This window comes from Stenotrophomonas sp. KH_029 (genome assembly GCF_057839765.1).
The window spans coordinates 1656896-1672354 of the sequence record NZ_CM174498.1 but is presented as its reverse complement, the minus strand read 5'-3'; the positions used below and the strand labels follow the sequence as shown (position 1 = coordinate 1672354).

Sequence of the window (15459 nt, the reverse complement as noted above, 5' to 3'; positions counted from 1 at the left end):
GGGCTGGGCGTCCTGCCCAGCCCGTCCGGCGCATGCGCCGGCCCCTTGTTTTCGACAGTCCCGCATGGGGCTGCCTGCCCTCCCCTGCATGGATGGCCGTATGCGGATGAGCAAGCCGTCGTGCTACCGCACGGCCGCCGTTGATATGCCTACCTTGCGTAATCGGCGTTCTCTCACATCAATGAACAGCCAAACGCCGGCGGGCATCCACTGGCTTTTGGCTTCGGTTGGGCGTTGCGGCACACTAGGCATCTCCCCTCTTCGTTGCCCTCCCCATGAAAATCGTCGAAGTGCGCCATCCGCTGGTGCAGCACAAGATCGGCCTGATGCGCGACGCGTCGCTGAGTACCAAGGATTTCCGCGAACTGGCCAATGAGCTGGGGGGCCTGCTGGCCTACGAGGCCACCGCCGACCTGGATACCGAAGCCCACACCATGGCCGGCTGGGCCGGTCCGGTGACGGTGCAGCGCATCGCTGGCGCCAAGATCACCGTGGTGCCGATCCTGCGCGCCGGGCTGGGCATGCTCGGCGGCGTGCTGTCGCTGATCCCGGCCGCGCGGGTCAGCGTGGTCGGCTTGCAGCGCGACGAGGAAACCCTGCAGCCGGTGCCGTACTTCGAGCGCCTGACCGGCCGCCTGGAAGAGCGCGATGCGCTGATCCTGGACCCGATGCTGGCCACCGGCGGCACCCTGATCGCCACCATCGACATGCTCAAGCGCGCCGGTGCGCGCCGCATCAAGGGCATCTTCCTGGTCGCCGCACCGGAGGGCATCGCTGCCGTGCAGGCGGTGCACCCGGACGTGGAGATCTTCACCGCCGCGATCGATGCCCAGCTCAACGACAAGGGCTACATCCTGCCCGGCCTGGGCGATGCCGGCGACCGCATCTTCGGCACCCGCGTGGTCGGTTGACCCCGGCGTCTGCAGCGACGGCCGCCACCGGCCGCCGCTGCTTCACATGGTTTAGCCATGCCCGGGAGGAAGCTGCGCGCATCCTCACCCCGTGCGTGGAGCTGCGTCATGAAGACCCTGTCCCTGCTGGCCTGCCTGCTGCTGCTCGGCAGCCCCCTGATCGCCAGTGCGGCCACGCCGCAGCAACAGCGCATGGCCGACTGCTCGGCCAAGAACAAAGGCAAGACCGGCGAGGACTACAAGACCGCGCAGAAGGCGTGCCTGAGTGGCCCCGCCCCGGTGGCGAGCACGCCGCAGGAGCGCATGAAGTCCTGCAACGCCGATGCCGCCGCGAAGAAACTGGCCGGCGATGCGCGCAAGACGTTCATGAGCGGGTGTTTGAAGGCGCATTGAGCGCAGGCGCGGGGTACACCGTGCATCCCGCCATCCACGCGTGGCGTGGATCTATCGGCGACCTGGGCTTCCGGTCATGCATGTATGGCATGGGTACGGTTTCACATCCGATGCGTAGATCCACGCCATGCGTGGATGAAACCCGCCGGCAGCCTTACGCCAGCGCGCGCGCCTTCAATTCGCCCAGTTCGTGGATGGTGCCAAAGCGCCCCTTGTCATCGCGGGCCACCTGGGCCAACGCGCACTGCGGGTCATGGGTGAAGAACAGATGGACGTTGCGGGCGAGCTTGTCTTCCAGGAAGCTGCGCTTCTCGTCGATCAGCAGTTCGGCGTTGCGGTCGTAGCCCATGGTGATCGGCACGTGCACCCACGACCGGCCCGGGATCAGGTCGGCGCAGAACACCACCCCGCCGCGTGGCTGGCCGTCGGCCGCCTGGGGCCCGACGATCTCGGCCAGCATCAGGCCCGGGGTATGCCCGTCGCTGAAACTGAAGCGCACGCTGCGGCCCAGCGCCCTGGAATACGGGCCCTGGACGATCTCCAGCCGGCCGCTGGCCTGCAGCAGGCCCGGCAGTTCGGGAATGAAGCTGGCACGGTCGCGCGGATGCGGGTGCAGGGCGCGCTGCCAGTGCTCGGCACCGACCAGGAAGGTGGCATTGGGGAACAGCAACTCGGGGCTGCGGCCTTCGCTCCACTGCGCCAGCAAGCCGCCGGCATGATCGAAATGCAGGTGGCTGAGCACCACCACGTCGATATCCTCATGCTCGAAGCCGGCTTCGCGCAACGACTCCATCAATACGTGGCGCGATTCCTGCACGCCATAGCGATCGCGCAGTTTCGGCTCGAAGAACGCGCCGATCCCGGTCTCGAACAGCACCGTCTTGCCCGCCAGCGGGCTGGCCAGCAGGGCCCGGCACGCCAGCTCGATCCGGTTCAGGTCATCCGGCGCCGCCCATTTTTCCCAGACCGCGCGCGGGGCATTGCCGAACATCGCACCGCCATCGAGTTTCTGTGTGTTGCCGTGTATCGACCATAGTTTCATCGGCAAATTATCCGGCGATACGCGTTAAATATTCGCTAGGCGTGGCGGCACCTGTAACGAAAATCCCGCCTTGCGGGCGGGATTTCGATTGTTACCTGACCGCGGCGCTGCCTACCGGGTTGCGCGGGTCGCTGCCGCCGCTGAGCACGTTGCTGCGGCGGTTCCATTCCACCGTCTGCAGGTTGCCCCAGACGTGGCTGGACCCGCGGCCGCCGGCGGCGCTGTCGCCGGGCAGGTCGATCTTGTGGCCCATCGCCTGCAGCTGTTTGACGGTGCCGGCATCGAAGGCACCGTTTTCGGCCTCGATCAGGTCCGGCAGCCACTGGTGGTGGTAACGCGGCAGCGCGGCCACCTGCTGTGCATCCAGGCCATCGTCATAGCCGAGGATGCCCAGCAGCACCATGGTGATGATGCGGCTGCCACCCGGGGTGCCCAGCACCACTACCTTGTCGGCCGACTCCATGAAGGCCGGGGTCATCGAACTGAGCATGCGCTTGCCCGGCTTGGGCGCATTGGCGGCATAGCCCATCACCCCGAACGCGTTGGGCGTGCCCGGCTTGAGCGCGAAGTCGTCCATCTCGTTGTTGAGCAGCACGCCGGTACCGGGCGGAATCAGGCCCGAGCCGTACAGCAGGTTGACGGTCTGGGTGGCGCCGACGCGGTTGCCGTCGCGGTCGATGATCGAAAAATGGGTGGTTTCGTCATCTTCCAGCGGGGTTGGATTGCCCGACAGCAGGTCGCTGGGGGTCGCCTTTTCCGGGTGGATGGTGGCGCGCAGGCCCTGGGCGTAGTCCTTGCTGGCCAGCACCTTCTGCGGAACCTGCACGAAGTCCGGGTCGCCCAGGAAGAAGGTGCGGTCGCGGTAGGCGCGGCGCATCGCTTCGACCACCAGGTGGGTACGGTGCGCGGCATCCATCGACTTCAGGTCCCAGCCTTCCAGGATCTGCAGCATCGAGGCCAGCGCGATACCGCCCGACGACGGCGGCGAGGCGGTGGTGATCTTCCAGTCGCGGTAGTTGAACACGATCGGCTCGCGCAGCTTGACCCGGTAGCCGGCCAGTTCCTCGGCGGTCCACTTGCCGCCGGCCTGCTTGACCCCGGCCAGCAGCAGCTTGCCGGTCTGGCCACGGTAGAAGCCGTCGAAGCCCTGGTCGGCCAGGCGTTCCAGGGTGGCCGCCAGTTCCGGCTGGCGGAACAGGTCGCCCTCGGCGATCGGCTTGCCGTTGCGCAGGTAGACTTCGCGGGTTCCGGGGTAACGCTCCATCACCTCGCGGCGCGAGGCGTAGCCGCGGGCCATGCGCGCATACACCGGGAAGCCGTCGGCGGCGATGCGGATCGCCGGCCCCAGCGAGGTGCGCAGCGGCAGCTTGCCGTGTTTGGAGGACAGCTCCACCAACGCCGCCGGCAGCCCGGGAATGCCGGCCGACCAGGCGCCGTTGACCGAGCGGTCGCGGTCAAGGCCGCCCTGCTTGTCCAGGAAGGCTTCCGGCGTGGCGGACTGCGGCGCGGTTTCGCGCGCGTCGAGCATCACGTCCTTGCCGGTTTTCGCATCGTGCAGCAGGAAGAACCCGCCGCCGCCCAGGCCCGAGCTGATCGGCTCGACCACCGACAGCACCGAGGACACCGCCACGGCCGCATCGAAGGCATTGCCGCCCTTGGCCAGGATCTCCATGCCGGCCTCGGTGGCCAGCCGATGGCCGCTGGCAATGGCCGCGCCATCGGGGTGCTGGGCCAGGGTGGCCGGGGCGGCGCCAGCGGACCAGGCCGCCGGCGACCACAGCAGGACGAGCAGCAACCAACGAGGCGAGCGCATGTTCATTCGGATGGGGGCTCCGCATAAAGTTCGGGATGGTCGCGCTGCAGCCCGTACAGCTTGGCCAGCAGGGCGTCCTGGGTTTCGGGGATGTCAGGATCCGGATCGATGCATTCCACCGGGCAGACGACCACGCACTGGGGTTCGTCGAAGTGTCCCACGCACTCGGTGCAGCGGGCCGGATCGATCACGTAGATGGTTTCACCCATCGAGATGGCCTGGTTGGGACAGGCCGGCTCACAGACGTCGCAGTTGACGCAGAGCTCATTGATTTTCAGCGACATGGCGTTATTGCTCCACGCCCGCGCCGGCGGATGAAAACCGGCCTGCGCGGGCGCGCGGGCCGGTCATCGGCGGCCTCCTGCCGGAAGCCGCCCGGGCCGCGCCAGGGCGCGGCCGCCACTGCACGGGTTACTTGGCTTCTACGAAGATGTACTCGGCGCCGGTCGGCTGCACGATGGACTGCACGCGGGCGTTGTCAGCGGCCTGGCCGATGAACACCACGCGCACGCCCTTCATCGAATCGGCGGGCACGTCCTTGAACACGGCCTGGATCATGTCGGCCATCTTCGCCGACGCCGACGAACCGAAGGCCAGCATGTTGCCCGGCTGGATGCCACGGGCCACGGCCTGGGTGGCGCTTTCGACCTGGCGCTCGTACTTGGCGGCGAATTCCGGATCCGATTCGGGCGAGAGGTAGTACAGGAACGGGCTGTTGCTGATGTTGCCCATGTTCTGCACGGCCACCGCCTGCAGGTACTTCTTCCAGCCGGCATCGTCGTTGGCGTCCGGGGCGACCAGCGCCTGCTGGGCTTCGGCGACCGGGGCGGCCTCTTCCTTCTTGCAGGCGGTGAAGGCCAGCGCGAACGACGCGATCAACATGGCACGCATGGTGTTGTTCATGGAATTCCTCCCTTGGTGATTCTTGGTATGTATGGGTCTGACAGGGGTTACGACTGCGCCGTCTTCGCTTCCCGCACCCTGCGCAGTGCTTCAAGCACGGCCGAGGGCACGAAACCGGACACATCGCCGCCCAGGCGGGCGATCTCCCGGACCAGCGAAGACGAAATGAAGCTGTGCTGCTCGGCGGGGGTCAGGAACAGGGTCTCGACCTCCGGGATCAGATGGCGGTTCATGCTCGCCATCTGGAATTCGTACTCGAAATCGGACACCGCGCGCAGCCCGCGCAGCAGGATGCCGCCCTGCACCGAGCGCACGAAATGCGCCAGCAGGGTATCGAAACCGATCACTTCCACGTTGCGGTTGTGGCCCAGCGCATCGCGCGCCAGCTGCACGCGCAGCTCCAGCGGCAGCGTCGGGCCCTTGGACGGGCTCTGCGCCACGCCCACCACGACCTTCTCGAACAATGGCGCGGCCCGGTTCACCAGGTCGATGTGACCGTTGGTGATCGGATCGAAGGTGCCCGGATACACGGCAATGCGGCGGTTGGCCACGGTCATGCGGAAGCTACGCGTTTAGGTCTGGTGAAAGTGTAGCAGTGGCGCGGTGGTACAGGGCAAAACGCACCTCGCGGGTACCGCCTTCACGGTGCAGCAGCCACGGCGCCGGCACCGGCGGCGCCTGCCCGGCCGGCGCCTCCAGGTACAGCCAGGCATCGGTGGCCAGATGCGGCCCCAGCCCGGCCAGCACCTCATTCCAGAGTCCGGCCGCGAACGGCGGGTCGACGAACACGATATCGGCCAATCCCGCCGGCCGCTGGCCCAGCCACTGCAGCGCATCGGCCTGGACCACCTCGACCTGCCCCTGGGCGCCCAGCCTGGCCACCGACTCGCGCAGTTGACGGGCCAATGCCGCATCCCGTTCCACCAGCGTGGCCTGCCCGGCCCCGCGCGACACCGCCTCCAGCCCCAGCGCGCCGCTGCCGGCGAACAGGTCCAGCACCCGCGCCCCGCCGATCCGCGGCATCAACCAGTTGAACAGCGTCTCGCGCACCCGGTCGCTGCTTGGCCGCAGCCCCGGCGACAGCGGCACCGGCAGTTTGGTCCCGCGCCACTTGCCACCGATGATCCGCACCTGGCCCATCGCTGGCGCAAGCGGCTGACGCGGCTTCATGCGCAGCTCCGGGAGGAAAGAGCGGAAGAGTCGAACGGGCAGAAGCGGGTCATGGGCACCAAGGTCAGGCAGTTCAGGCTGCCATTCTAGGCGGTCCGGCCATCGTCTCCACCAAACGGCCCGGTGCCGGACCGGGAAACAACCACGCATGGCGTGGCTCTACCCGCATGGCACGCGCGCCTGACAGAGTCCGGCGGGGGTGCGGTCCCGCCGGACTCCCACGCACACAGGCAGGCGCCGCGCTTCTGCTTTGGATTCGGTCTTGGCTTCTGGCGATGCTCTTGAATTCGGGACAATCCACCCCTACCCCTTGAGCCAGCCGCCGCGCCGGGCGCGGCATCGTCCAAGGAGCATCGCCACCCATGACCGAGCAGACCGCAAAACAAACCCTGGGCTTCCAGACCGAAGTCAAGCAACTGCTGCAGCTGATGATCCACTCGCTGTACTCCAACAAGGAAATCTTCCTTCGCGAGCTGATCTCCAATGCCGCCGACGCCGCCGACAAGCTGCGCTTCGAAGCACTGACCCGGCCGGACCTGCTCGAAGGCGACGGCGACCTGCGCATCCGCATCCGCATCAGCTTCGATGCCGATGCCCACACCCTGACCATCGACGACAACGGCATCGGCATGAGCCGTGACGACGCCATCGCCCACCTGGGCACCATCGCCAAGTCCGGCACCGGCGACTTCCTGCGCCAGCTGTCCGGCGACCAGAAAAAGGACTCCCAGCTGATCGGCCAGTTCGGCGTCGGCTTCTACAGCGCCTTCATCGTCGCCGACCAGGTCGACGTCTATTCCCGCCGCGCCGGCCTGCCCGCCAGCGACGGCGTGCACTGGTCCTCGCGCGGCGAAGGCGAGTTCGACGTCGCGCCCATCGACAAGCCCGAACGCGGCACCCGCATCGTCCTGCACCTCAAGGACGACCAGCACGACTTCGCCGATGGCTGGCGCCTGCGCGGCATCATCAAGAAATACTCCGACCACATCGGCCTGCCGATCCAGATGGTCAAGGAACACCACGGCGAGGACGCCCCGGCCGCGGTCGAATGGGAAACGGTCAACCGCGCCAGCGCGCTGTGGACCCGCCCGCGCACCGAGATCACCGATGCCGAGTACCAGGAGTTCTACAAGCACGCCGCCCACGACCACCAGGACCCGCTGGCCTGGAGCCACAACAAGGTCGAAGGCAAGCTCGAGTACATCTCCCTGCTGTATGTCCCCGGCCATGCGCCGTTCGACCTGTACCACCGCGACGCGCCCAAGGGCCTGAAGCTCTACGTCCAGCGCGTGTTCGTGATGGACCAGGCCGAGCAGTTCCTGCCGCTGTACCTGCGCTTCATCAAGGGCGTGGTCGACTCCAACGACCTCTCCCTGAACGTCTCGCGCGAAATCCTGCAGTCCGGCCCGGTGATCGACTCGATGAAGTCGGCGCTGACCAAGCGCTCGCTGGACATGCTGGACAAGCTGGCCAAGGACAAGCCGGACGTCTATGCCGGTTTCTGGAAGCAGTTCGGCCAGGTACTCAAGGAAGGCCCCGCCGAAGACTATGGCAACCGCGAGAAGATCGCCGGCCTGCTGCGCTTTGCCTCCACCCATGAGGCCAGCGGCGAGCCCAGCGTGTCGCTGGCCGACTATATCGGCCGCATGATCGAGGGCCAGGACAAGATCTATTTCCTGACCGGCGACAGCCACACCCAGGTCAAGGACAGCCCGCACCTGGAAGTGTTCCGCAAGAAGGGCATCGAGGTCCTGCTGCTCACCGACCGCATCGACGAATGGCTGATGGGCTACCTGACCGAGTTCGACGGCAAGTCGTTCACCGACGTCGCCCGCGGCGACCTCGATCTTGGCGCGCTGGAAAGCGCCGAAGACAAGCAGGCGCAGGAAGCGGCCGCCAAGGACAAGCAGGGCCTGGTCGAGCGCATCAAGAGTGCGCTTGGCGAGGACGTGGCCGATGTGCGCGTCTCGCACCGCCTCACCGACTCCCCGGCGATCCTGGCCATCGGCGAACAGGACCTGGGCCTGCAGATGCGCCAGATCCTGGAAGCCAGCGGGCAGAAGGTGCCCGACAGCAAGCCGGTGTTCGAGTTCAACCCGGGCCACCCGCTGATCGGCAAGCTCGACCAGGAAGCCGATGCCGCGCGCTTCGACGACCTGAGCCGGGTGTTGTTCGACCAGGCCGCCCTGGCTGCCGGCGACACCCTGAAGGACCCGGCCGCGTATGTGCGCCGGCTCAACAAGCTGTTGCTGGAATTGTCGGCGTAAGGCGACACAGCCCGGGCGCCGACCCCCGGTGGCGCCCGGCGGGCCCGGTAGTGCCGGCCGCTGGCCGGCTCCTCGCATCACCATGGGTTCCCAGGAGCCGGCCAGCGGCCGGCACTACCGTCGGCGGGCAGGATCCACATTACCGGTGGCAGCCAGACGCCGCGTTCAGACGCGCACGTCCAACAACGCGCCCAGCATCTGGTCGCTGCGACGGATCAGCACCGCATTGGCCGAAAACGCCAGCGCCGCTTCCTTTGCCGCAACCAGATCCGACACCGGGGCCGACGGATCGGGTGGCAGTGCGACCAGACCGGCCGCCACCCCGCCGCCGGCAACCGGGGACTGGGCAACGCCGATCCGTGGCGCGCCGGCCACCGGCAAACGCGCCACGTTCGCTGCGGCGGCCTGCGCCCCCAGGCGGGCGGCGTACAGGCCCGAACCGGCGATGGACATCACGTTCACGGTGGCACGCTCCACGCTGCAAGGGCCGCATCGCATGACGCGGCTGTTCACATCCGTTAGCGGCCAGCGTGCGCCAGCCTTTAGCCCGGCCTGCCAGCGCAGGGCGCAGTGGTAGCATATCCCCCTGATTTCAGCGCCGAATCCAATGCTCAGTTTCTTCCGTCGCAAAAAGCCCCAGGACGCTCCGCAGGACGCGCCCAAGACCCAGCACTACTCGGCTGAAGAGCTGGCCGCGGCGTTCCCGCAGGCCAGTCAGGACGGCCCGACGGCGCCGGTCGATGCGCCTGCCGCTGCCGTCGCAGCGTCGCCGATCGCGGCCGAAGTCGCGGCACCTGTGGCCGCGCCTGCCTTGGCCCCGGTCGCCGTGCCCGATACGGCCGCTGCCATGGCGCCCGCCCCGGCGCCCCTGGTGGTTGCAGAACCCCTGGGGGTTGCAGAGCCCATCGCCGCGCCCTTGCCGCCACCGGTCCTGGTCGCCAGCGCCGTCACCCAGGAAGCGGCCCAGCCCCTGCCCGACGCCGCCCAGGACAGCACCGTGCCGGCCGCCCCGGGCAAGACCGGCTGGCGCGACCGCCTGCGCAACAGCGTGATCGCGCGCAGCTTCGGCGGCCTGTTCTCGCGCAACCCCAAGCTCGACGACGACCTGCTGGACGAGCTGGAAACGGCACTGATCACCGCCGACGTCGGCGTCGGCGCCACCACCGCGCTGGTGGAAAGCCTGCGCAAGCGCATGAAGGCACGCGAGTTCGCCGATGCCAACGCGCTGCTGGCCGCGCTGCGCGGCGAACTGATCGCCATCCTGCAACCGGTCGCCAAGCCGCTGCGGATCGACCCGGCCGCCAAGCCCTTCGTGGTGCTCACCGTGGGCGTCAACGGGGTCGGCAAGACCACCACCATCGGCAAGCTGGCCAAGCGTTTCAAGGACGACGGCCACAGCTTGATGCTGGCCGCCGGCGACACCTTCCGCGCCGCCGCCGTGGCCCAGCTGCAGGCCTGGGGTGAACGCAATGGCGTAGCCGTGGTCGCCCAGGGGCAGAACGCCGATGCCGCCTCGGTGGCCTTCGACGCCCTGCAGGCCAGCAAGGCGCGCGGCACCCAGGTGCTGATCGCCGATACCGCCGGCCGCCTGCATACCCAGGCCGGGCTGATGAACGAACTGGGCAAGATCCGCCGCGTACTGGGCAAGATCGACCCGACCGCCCCGCACGAAGTGCTGATGGTGATCGACGGCACCACCGGCCAGAACGCGCTGTCGCAACTGCGCCAGTTCCATGCCGCAGTCACCGTGACCGGCCTGGTGGTGACCAAGCTGGACGGCACCGCCAAGGGCGGGGTGGTGTTCGCGCTGGCCCGCGAATTCGGCATTCCGATCCGTTACTGCGGCATTGGCGAGCGCCCCGAAGACCTGCGCGTGTTCGACCCGGAAGCCTTCGTCGACGCACTGTTGCCCGAAGCGCTGGGCGCCTGATCAGACAACGCGTGCGCCGGTAGAGCCACCCCATGGGTGGCTGCTTCATCCCCGGTGCATCCGATTGCCGACGCAGCCACGCACGGCGTGGCTCTACCCTTCCGTCCGGAACCTGCATGACCCGCCAGCCTCACGCCAGCGCCCCATTGCCGACCGACGATGCCTTCGTCGCGCGGCTGCTGGCGTGGTTCGACGGCCACGGCCGGCATGACCTGCCCTGGCAGCATCCCCGCGCACCGTACCGGGTCTGGCTGTCGGAGATCATGCTGCAGCAGACCCAGGTCGCCACGGTCATTCCGTACTTCCTGAAATTCCTGCAGGTGTTCCCGACCCTGCCCGACCTGGCCGCAGCCAGCAACGATGCGGTGATGGCCCAGTGGGCCGGGCTGGGCTACTACGCCCGCGCGCGCAACCTGCATGCGGCCGCGCAACGCTGCGTCGAACTGCACGGCGGCGAGTTGCCACGTGATTTCGACGCGCTGCACGCCCTGCCCGGGATCGGCCGCAGCACCGCCGGGGCGATCCTCAGCCAGGCCTGGAACGACCGCTTCGCGATCCTGGACGGCAACGTCAAGCGCGTGCTCACCCGCTACCATGGCATCGATGGCTTTCCCGGGCTGCCGGCGGTGGAAAAGGTACTGTGGGCGCTGGCCGACGCGCACGTGCAGCGCGTGCCCGACGCGCGCCTGGCCGATTACACCCAGGCGCAGATGGATCTGGGCGCCACCGTCTGCACGCGCAGCCGGCCCGCCTGCGTGATCTGCCCGCTGCAGCACGACTGCGTGGCGCGCCGCGACGGCCGCGCGGACCAGTTGCCCACCGCCAAACCGAGCAAGACCCTGCCCGAACGCGAAGCCACCGCGCTGCTGCTGCGCGATGCGCACGGCCGCATCCTGCTGCAGAAGCGGCCGGACACCGGCATCTGGGCGCAACTGTGGACCTTGCCGCAGGCCGACAGCGGCAGCGCACTGCAGGACTGGTTCGATGCACACATCGACGGTTCGCTGGAAGACGCCGAGCCGCTGCCGGTGCTGCAGCACACCTTCAGCCATTACCGGCTGCACCTGCAGGTGCTGGTGCGCCGGGTCCACGGTCTGCGCGTGGAAGACCCCGCCCTGCGCTGGGCCGATGCCGATGCGCTGGCCACGCTGGGCCTGCCTGCGCCGATCCGCAAGCTGCTCGACAGTGGCGCGCCGCCCCGCGCGGCCAAGCGCCGTACAATGCGCGGTGCAGCATCCCCGAACGATTCCGAGTAGACCGCATGCCCCGCACCGTCTTCTGCCAGTACGAACAACGCGACACCGAAGGCCTGGACTTCGTGCCCTATCCCGGCGAGCTGGGCCAGCGCATCTTCAACCAGATCGGCAAGAGCGCCTGGAGCAAGTGGCTGGCGCACCAGACCATGCTGATCAACGAAAACCGGCTGTCGCCGCGCGACCCGCAGCACCGCGCGTTCCTGGAAGCGGAACTGGAGAAATACCTGTTCGGCGGCGGCGCCGAGGCACCGGCCGGGTTCGTCCCGGAAGCCTGATCGCGCCACGCGCATACCGACGCATGCGTACCGACCAACGGTCGGTACCTACCGCCGTATGCATGCCGGCCAACGGTCGGTATCTACCGCGTATGCGTGCGCCCCACACCGATGCGGGTAGGTACCGACCGTTGGTCGGTACGCGCATGATGGCCGGTTCCAGGGAGCCGGCCAGCGGCCGGCACTACCGGTTGCGCGCGGCGGTCATTTTCCGGGCGCAGGCTGCCCTTCTTCGCGCTCCTGCAACTGCGCCTGGCGCAGCTCCTGTTCCGAAGCGCGCAGTGCCTTGACGTCCAGTTTGCGGATGCTGCCGATGAAACACGGCATGTTCATCGGGCCGGCGGTCGGGTCGCGCACCAGCACCTTGTCAAAACGCGCCGAGACCCGCCCCATCTGGCTGGTCAGGCCGATCGCCGGGGCATAGTCCAGCCCCTGGCACGGCCCACGCAGTTCCAGCAGGAACGCCTCGCCGGGCTTGGTCCACACCGCCAGCGCGCTGTCGCCCAGCGCGGTCCAGCCATTGAGCGAGTGGAAGTACTGCAGGCTGTCCTGCGGCGGGCCGGCGTGGGCCCGGTACAGGGCCAACCGCTGTTCATCGGTGAGCCGGCCGGTGGTGGCGCAGGCGGCCAGGGTCAGGCACAGCGCGGCGGTGGCAATCAGTGTCTTCATGGCGCCTCCAACGGGATGACTGCCGCGATCATGCACCCTTGCGGCAACGCCGGCGACGGGCCGCCGCCGGCCATTCAGCGCCCAGCTCAGACCTGGCTGTGGGCCAGCGCGTGCAGGCGCCCTTCGCGCAGTTCCAGCACGCGGTCCAGCTTGCGCGCCAGGCTGCGGTCGTGGGTCACCAGCACCAGGCTGGTGTGGTGGGCGCGGTTGAGTTCCAGCATTAGCTCGAACACCGTCGCGGCGGTCTTGTCGTCCAGGTTGCCGGTGGGCTCATCGCCGAGCACGCAGGCCGGGCGGTTGACCAGCGCACGGGCGACGGCGGCGCGCTGGCGCTCGCCACCGGACAGTTCGCCCGGCTTGTGGTCCATGCGGTGGCCCAGCCCCACCGACTCCAGCAGCGCGCGGGCGCGCGTGGACGCGGCGGGCACGCTGTCGCCGCCGAGCAGCACCGGCATCATCACGTTTTCCAGCGCGGTGAACTCCGGCAGCAGGTGGTGGAACTGGTACACAAAGCCCAGCGCCTGGTTGCGCAGCTTGCCGCGCTGGCTGTCCGACAGGCCGGACATGGCCTGGCCGGCCACGAACACCTCGCCGGCGGTGGGCGTGTCCAGCCCGCCCAGCAGGTGCAGCAGGGTGCTCTTGCCGGCGCCGGAGGCACCGATGATCGCCACCGTCTCCCCGGCCGTCACGCTCAGCGACAAGCCGTTGAACACCGGGGTGCGCATGCGGCCTTCGGCATAGGTCTTGGCCAGTGCCTCGGCGCGGATCACTTCATCGCCATGCTGCATCGGCTCATTCATAGCGCAGGGCCTCCGCCGGCTGGGTGCGGGCGGCGCGCCACGCGGGGTACAGGGTGGCCAGGAAACTCATGGCCAGGGCGATCAGGGTGATGATGACGATGTCCGGGGTCTGCATGTCGGTGGGCAGGCCGGTGATGTAATACACATCCTCGGGCAGCAGCTTGACGTTGAATACGCTCTCGATCGCGCCCAGGATCCGCTCCAGGTTCAAGGTCAGGGTGATGCCGCCGACCACGCCGAGCACGGTGCCGAAGATACCGATCAGCGAGCCCTGCACCATGAACACCTGCATCACCCCGCCCGGGGTCAGCCCCAGCGTGCGCAGGATGGCGATGTCGGCCTGCTTGTCGGTGACCAGCATGACCTGCGAGGACACCAGGTTGAACGCACCCATGGCGATGATCAGCGACAGCAGGATGCCCATCACCACCTTTTCCATGCGCAGCGAGTGGTACAGGTTGGCGTTCTGCTGGGTCCAGTCGCTGACCCGGTAGGCACCGCCCAGGCGGTGGGCCAGGTCCACGCCCACCTCCAGCGCCTTGTCCATGTCGTGCAGCTTCAGGCGCACGCCGGTGACCCCGTCCATGCGCAGCACGCGCTCCAGGTCGTCCATGTTGGCGTAGGCCACGCCGCGGTCGATTTCGTTGTAACCGGCCTCGAAGATGCCGCTGACGGTGAAGCGTTTCAGCCGCGGCATCGCCCCGACCGGGGTGCCCTGCACTTCGGCCAGGGTCACCAGCACGGTGTCGCCGACCTCCACGCCCAGCCAGATCGCCAGTTCCTGGCCGACCAGCAGGTTGTAGCTGCCCGGGGTGAGGCTGTCGAAGCTGCCCTTCTTGATCTTCTGGTTGATCACCGACACGCCCGGCTCCAGCGCCGGGTCGATGCCCTGCACGATCGCGCCCTGCACGCGCGGGCCGCTGAGCATGCCCTGGATCTCGATGTAGGGCGCCGCGCCGGACACGCGCGGATCGCGCTTGGCCACGTCCACCGCACGCTGCCAGTCGGACATCGGCGCGCCGTCGCTGGTGATGGTGGTATGGGCGGTCATCTGCAGCAGGCGGTCGCGGATCTCCTTCTGGAACCCGCTCATCACCGCCAGGGTGGTGATCAGCACGGTCACGCCCAGCGCGATGCCGAGGATGGAGGCCATCGAAATGAAGGAGATGAAGCCATTGCGGCGTTTGGCGCGCAGGTAGCGCAGCCCGATTGAAACAGGTATGGGTTTGAACATGCAGGTGCGCCGGACGATTCAGGCTATGGTGCCACTGCCGGCCGTGAACGGGAAATGCAGTGTGCACGCACGGCCAGTCGCAGTTCACGTCGGCGCCCCGGGGCCAGCGTATCGGGCCAGAACAGCCGCCAGCGGCGGCGTCCGCCCTGCCGCCAGCCAAGCTGCAGCAGCACCCCGCGATCGGACAGCTGCAGGTCCTGGACCGCCTGGCCGGCGACCCGCGCCGGGGCCGGGCCGGGCGCAATGACGATGGCCAGGGCCGGTTGGCGCCAGTAGCGCCACGCCTGCAGGCCGCCGCCGGCCACCGCCAGCAGCGAGGCCGGCCACCACCAGGCGCGGGGCAGCGCGCTGGCGTACAGCGCCCACGGCGCCAGCGCGGTGATCAGCAGCTGCGCGCCGCATTGCCAGCGCGACGGGCGCCATTCAAGCCGGCAGGGCGCGGATCCTGGCGATGAGTGCGGCGGGCTGGGCATGCGGGCATTCCTCGTAACCCATGAACCAACGCCACAACCTATCGTCCTCGCTTTCCAGCAGGAACAGGAAAACCTCGCGTTCTTCGGTAGGTGCCTGCAGCCAGCAGCGGTCCAGGTAACGGCCGAACAGCTGGTCCAGCTCGCGCATGCCGCGCCGGCAGCGCCAGCGCAGCTTCTTCAGTTCGGTGGCTTCGTCCATCGGTGGGGCTCCTTTGATGGCGTAAAGCGGTGCCGCGGGTTACGCGGGCACGCATGGGCGCATGGCGATGCGCCGATCAGCAAGGCGCCCCAACAATGCTGGGGCGCGGCTCTGCCGTTTCGGT

Annotated in this window: 18 protein-coding genes; 6 read left to right on the top strand and 12 right to left on the bottom strand. The window is 68.2% G+C overall.

Annotated features, from left to right (window positions below; all coding sequences use genetic code 11):
- Positions 1-275 precede the first annotated feature (275 nt).
- Both upp and AC3ITM_RS07770 read left to right on the top strand, forming a co-directional pair.
- The gene (upp, locus tag AC3ITM_RS07775; protein ID WP_489269633.1) at positions 276-911 is read left to right on the top strand and encodes a uracil phosphoribosyltransferase; all 636 of its coding nucleotides are present in this window, start codon (positions 276-278) and stop codon (positions 909-911) included.
- 108 nt (positions 912-1019) lie between these two features.
- Positions 1020-1304, top strand: coding sequence for a PsiF family protein (locus tag AC3ITM_RS07770; protein WP_489269631.1), 285 nt, complete (start codon positions 1020-1022; stop codon positions 1302-1304).
- Between the two features lie 154 nt (positions 1305-1458).
- On the opposite strand, the gene AC3ITM_RS07765 is transcribed toward AC3ITM_RS07770, so the two are convergent.
- From AC3ITM_RS07765 to rsmD, 6 genes are all read right to left on the bottom strand, one after another.
- Positions 1459-2346 (bottom strand): MBL fold metallo-hydrolase, encoded by an 888-nt coding sequence (locus AC3ITM_RS07765; RefSeq protein ID WP_489269629.1) that lies wholly within the window; start codon positions 2344-2346, stop codon positions 1459-1461.
- 91 nt (positions 2347-2437) lie between these two features.
- Entirely contained in the window at positions 2438-4165 is a 1728-nt protein-coding gene (gene ggt / locus AC3ITM_RS07760; RefSeq protein WP_489269627.1) for a gamma-glutamyltransferase, read from the bottom strand.
- Entirely contained in the window at positions 4162-4443 is a 282-nt protein-coding gene (locus AC3ITM_RS07755; protein WP_228887506.1) for a YfhL family 4Fe-4S dicluster ferredoxin, read from the bottom strand. The genes ggt and AC3ITM_RS07755 overlap by 4 nt, the downstream gene beginning before the upstream one ends.
- Positions 4444-4570: 127 nt before the next feature.
- Positions 4571-5062 (bottom strand): hypothetical protein, encoded by a 492-nt coding sequence (locus tag AC3ITM_RS07750; protein ID WP_228887507.1) that lies wholly within the window; start codon positions 5060-5062, stop codon positions 4571-4573.
- A 47-nt stretch (positions 5063-5109) separates the two neighbouring features.
- Positions 5110-5619 (bottom strand): pantetheine-phosphate adenylyltransferase, encoded by a 510-nt coding sequence (gene coaD, locus AC3ITM_RS07745; protein ID WP_489269624.1) that lies wholly within the window; start codon positions 5617-5619, stop codon positions 5110-5112.
- 7 nt (positions 5620-5626) lie between these two features.
- Entirely contained in the window at positions 5627-6232 is a 606-nt protein-coding gene (gene rsmD, locus AC3ITM_RS07740) for a 16S rRNA (guanine(966)-N(2))-methyltransferase RsmD (RefSeq protein ID WP_489269622.1), read from the bottom strand.
- 362 nt (positions 6233-6594) lie between these two features.
- Between rsmD and htpG the strand changes: the two genes are divergently transcribed.
- Entirely contained in the window at positions 6595-8499 is a 1905-nt protein-coding gene (gene htpG / locus AC3ITM_RS07735; protein WP_489269620.1) for a molecular chaperone HtpG, read from the top strand.
- 165 nt (positions 8500-8664) lie between these two features.
- Here the strand turns inward: htpG and AC3ITM_RS07730 are convergent, their stop codons facing one another.
- Positions 8665-8961 carry a hypothetical protein gene (locus tag AC3ITM_RS07730; protein ID WP_489269618.1) on the bottom strand — a complete coding sequence of 99 codons (297 nt, stop codon included), beginning with the start codon at positions 8959-8961 and terminating at the stop codon, positions 8665-8667.
- Between the two features lie 145 nt (positions 8962-9106).
- Here AC3ITM_RS07730 and ftsY point away from each other — a divergent pair, with 145 nt between their 5' ends.
- The 3 genes from ftsY (at position 9107) to AC3ITM_RS07715 (ending at position 11960) form a co-directional block, all read left to right on the top strand.
- Complete coding sequence (gene ftsY, locus AC3ITM_RS07725; RefSeq protein ID WP_489269616.1) at positions 9107-10429, top strand: signal recognition particle-docking protein FtsY; 1323 nt, start codon at positions 9107-9109, stop codon at positions 10427-10429.
- A gap of 116 nt (positions 10430-10545) precedes the next feature.
- On the top strand, positions 10546-11685 hold the full coding sequence (gene mutY, locus AC3ITM_RS07720) for an A/G-specific adenine glycosylase (protein ID WP_489269614.1): 1140 nt from the start codon (positions 10546-10548) through the stop codon (positions 11683-11685).
- A 5-nt stretch (positions 11686-11690) separates the two neighbouring features.
- Complete coding sequence (locus AC3ITM_RS07715) at positions 11691-11960, top strand: oxidative damage protection protein (protein ID WP_228887514.1); 270 nt, start codon at positions 11691-11693, stop codon at positions 11958-11960.
- A gap of 204 nt (positions 11961-12164) precedes the next feature.
- Here AC3ITM_RS07715 and AC3ITM_RS07710 read toward each other — a convergent pair whose 3' ends face one another.
- The 5 genes from AC3ITM_RS07710 to AC3ITM_RS07690 all read right to left on the bottom strand — a co-directional run bounded on the left by AC3ITM_RS07710 (position 12165) and on the right by AC3ITM_RS07690 (position 15335).
- Positions 12165-12629 carry a DUF6491 family protein gene (locus tag AC3ITM_RS07710; RefSeq protein WP_489269612.1) on the bottom strand — a complete coding sequence of 155 codons (465 nt, stop codon included), beginning with the start codon at positions 12627-12629 and terminating at the stop codon, positions 12165-12167.
- 86 nt (positions 12630-12715) lie between these two features.
- The gene (lolD, locus tag AC3ITM_RS07705; RefSeq protein WP_489269610.1) at positions 12716-13429 is read right to left on the bottom strand and encodes a lipoprotein-releasing ABC transporter ATP-binding protein LolD; all 714 of its coding nucleotides are present in this window, start codon (positions 13427-13429) and stop codon (positions 12716-12718) included.
- Positions 13422-14663 (bottom strand): lipoprotein-releasing ABC transporter permease subunit, encoded by a 1242-nt coding sequence (locus tag AC3ITM_RS07700; RefSeq protein WP_489269608.1) that lies wholly within the window; start codon positions 14661-14663, stop codon positions 13422-13424. Before AC3ITM_RS07700 ends, lolD begins: the two co-directional genes overlap by 8 nt.
- A 23-nt stretch (positions 14664-14686) precedes the next feature.
- Positions 14687-15136, bottom strand: coding sequence for a hypothetical protein (locus tag AC3ITM_RS07695; protein WP_489269606.1), 450 nt, complete (start codon positions 15134-15136; stop codon positions 14687-14689).
- Complete coding sequence (locus AC3ITM_RS07690) at positions 15087-15335, bottom strand: FAD assembly factor SdhE (RefSeq protein WP_038689039.1); 249 nt, start codon at positions 15333-15335, stop codon at positions 15087-15089. Before AC3ITM_RS07690 ends, AC3ITM_RS07695 begins: the two co-directional genes overlap by 50 nt.
- Between the last annotated feature and the right edge of the window lie 124 nt (positions 15336-15459).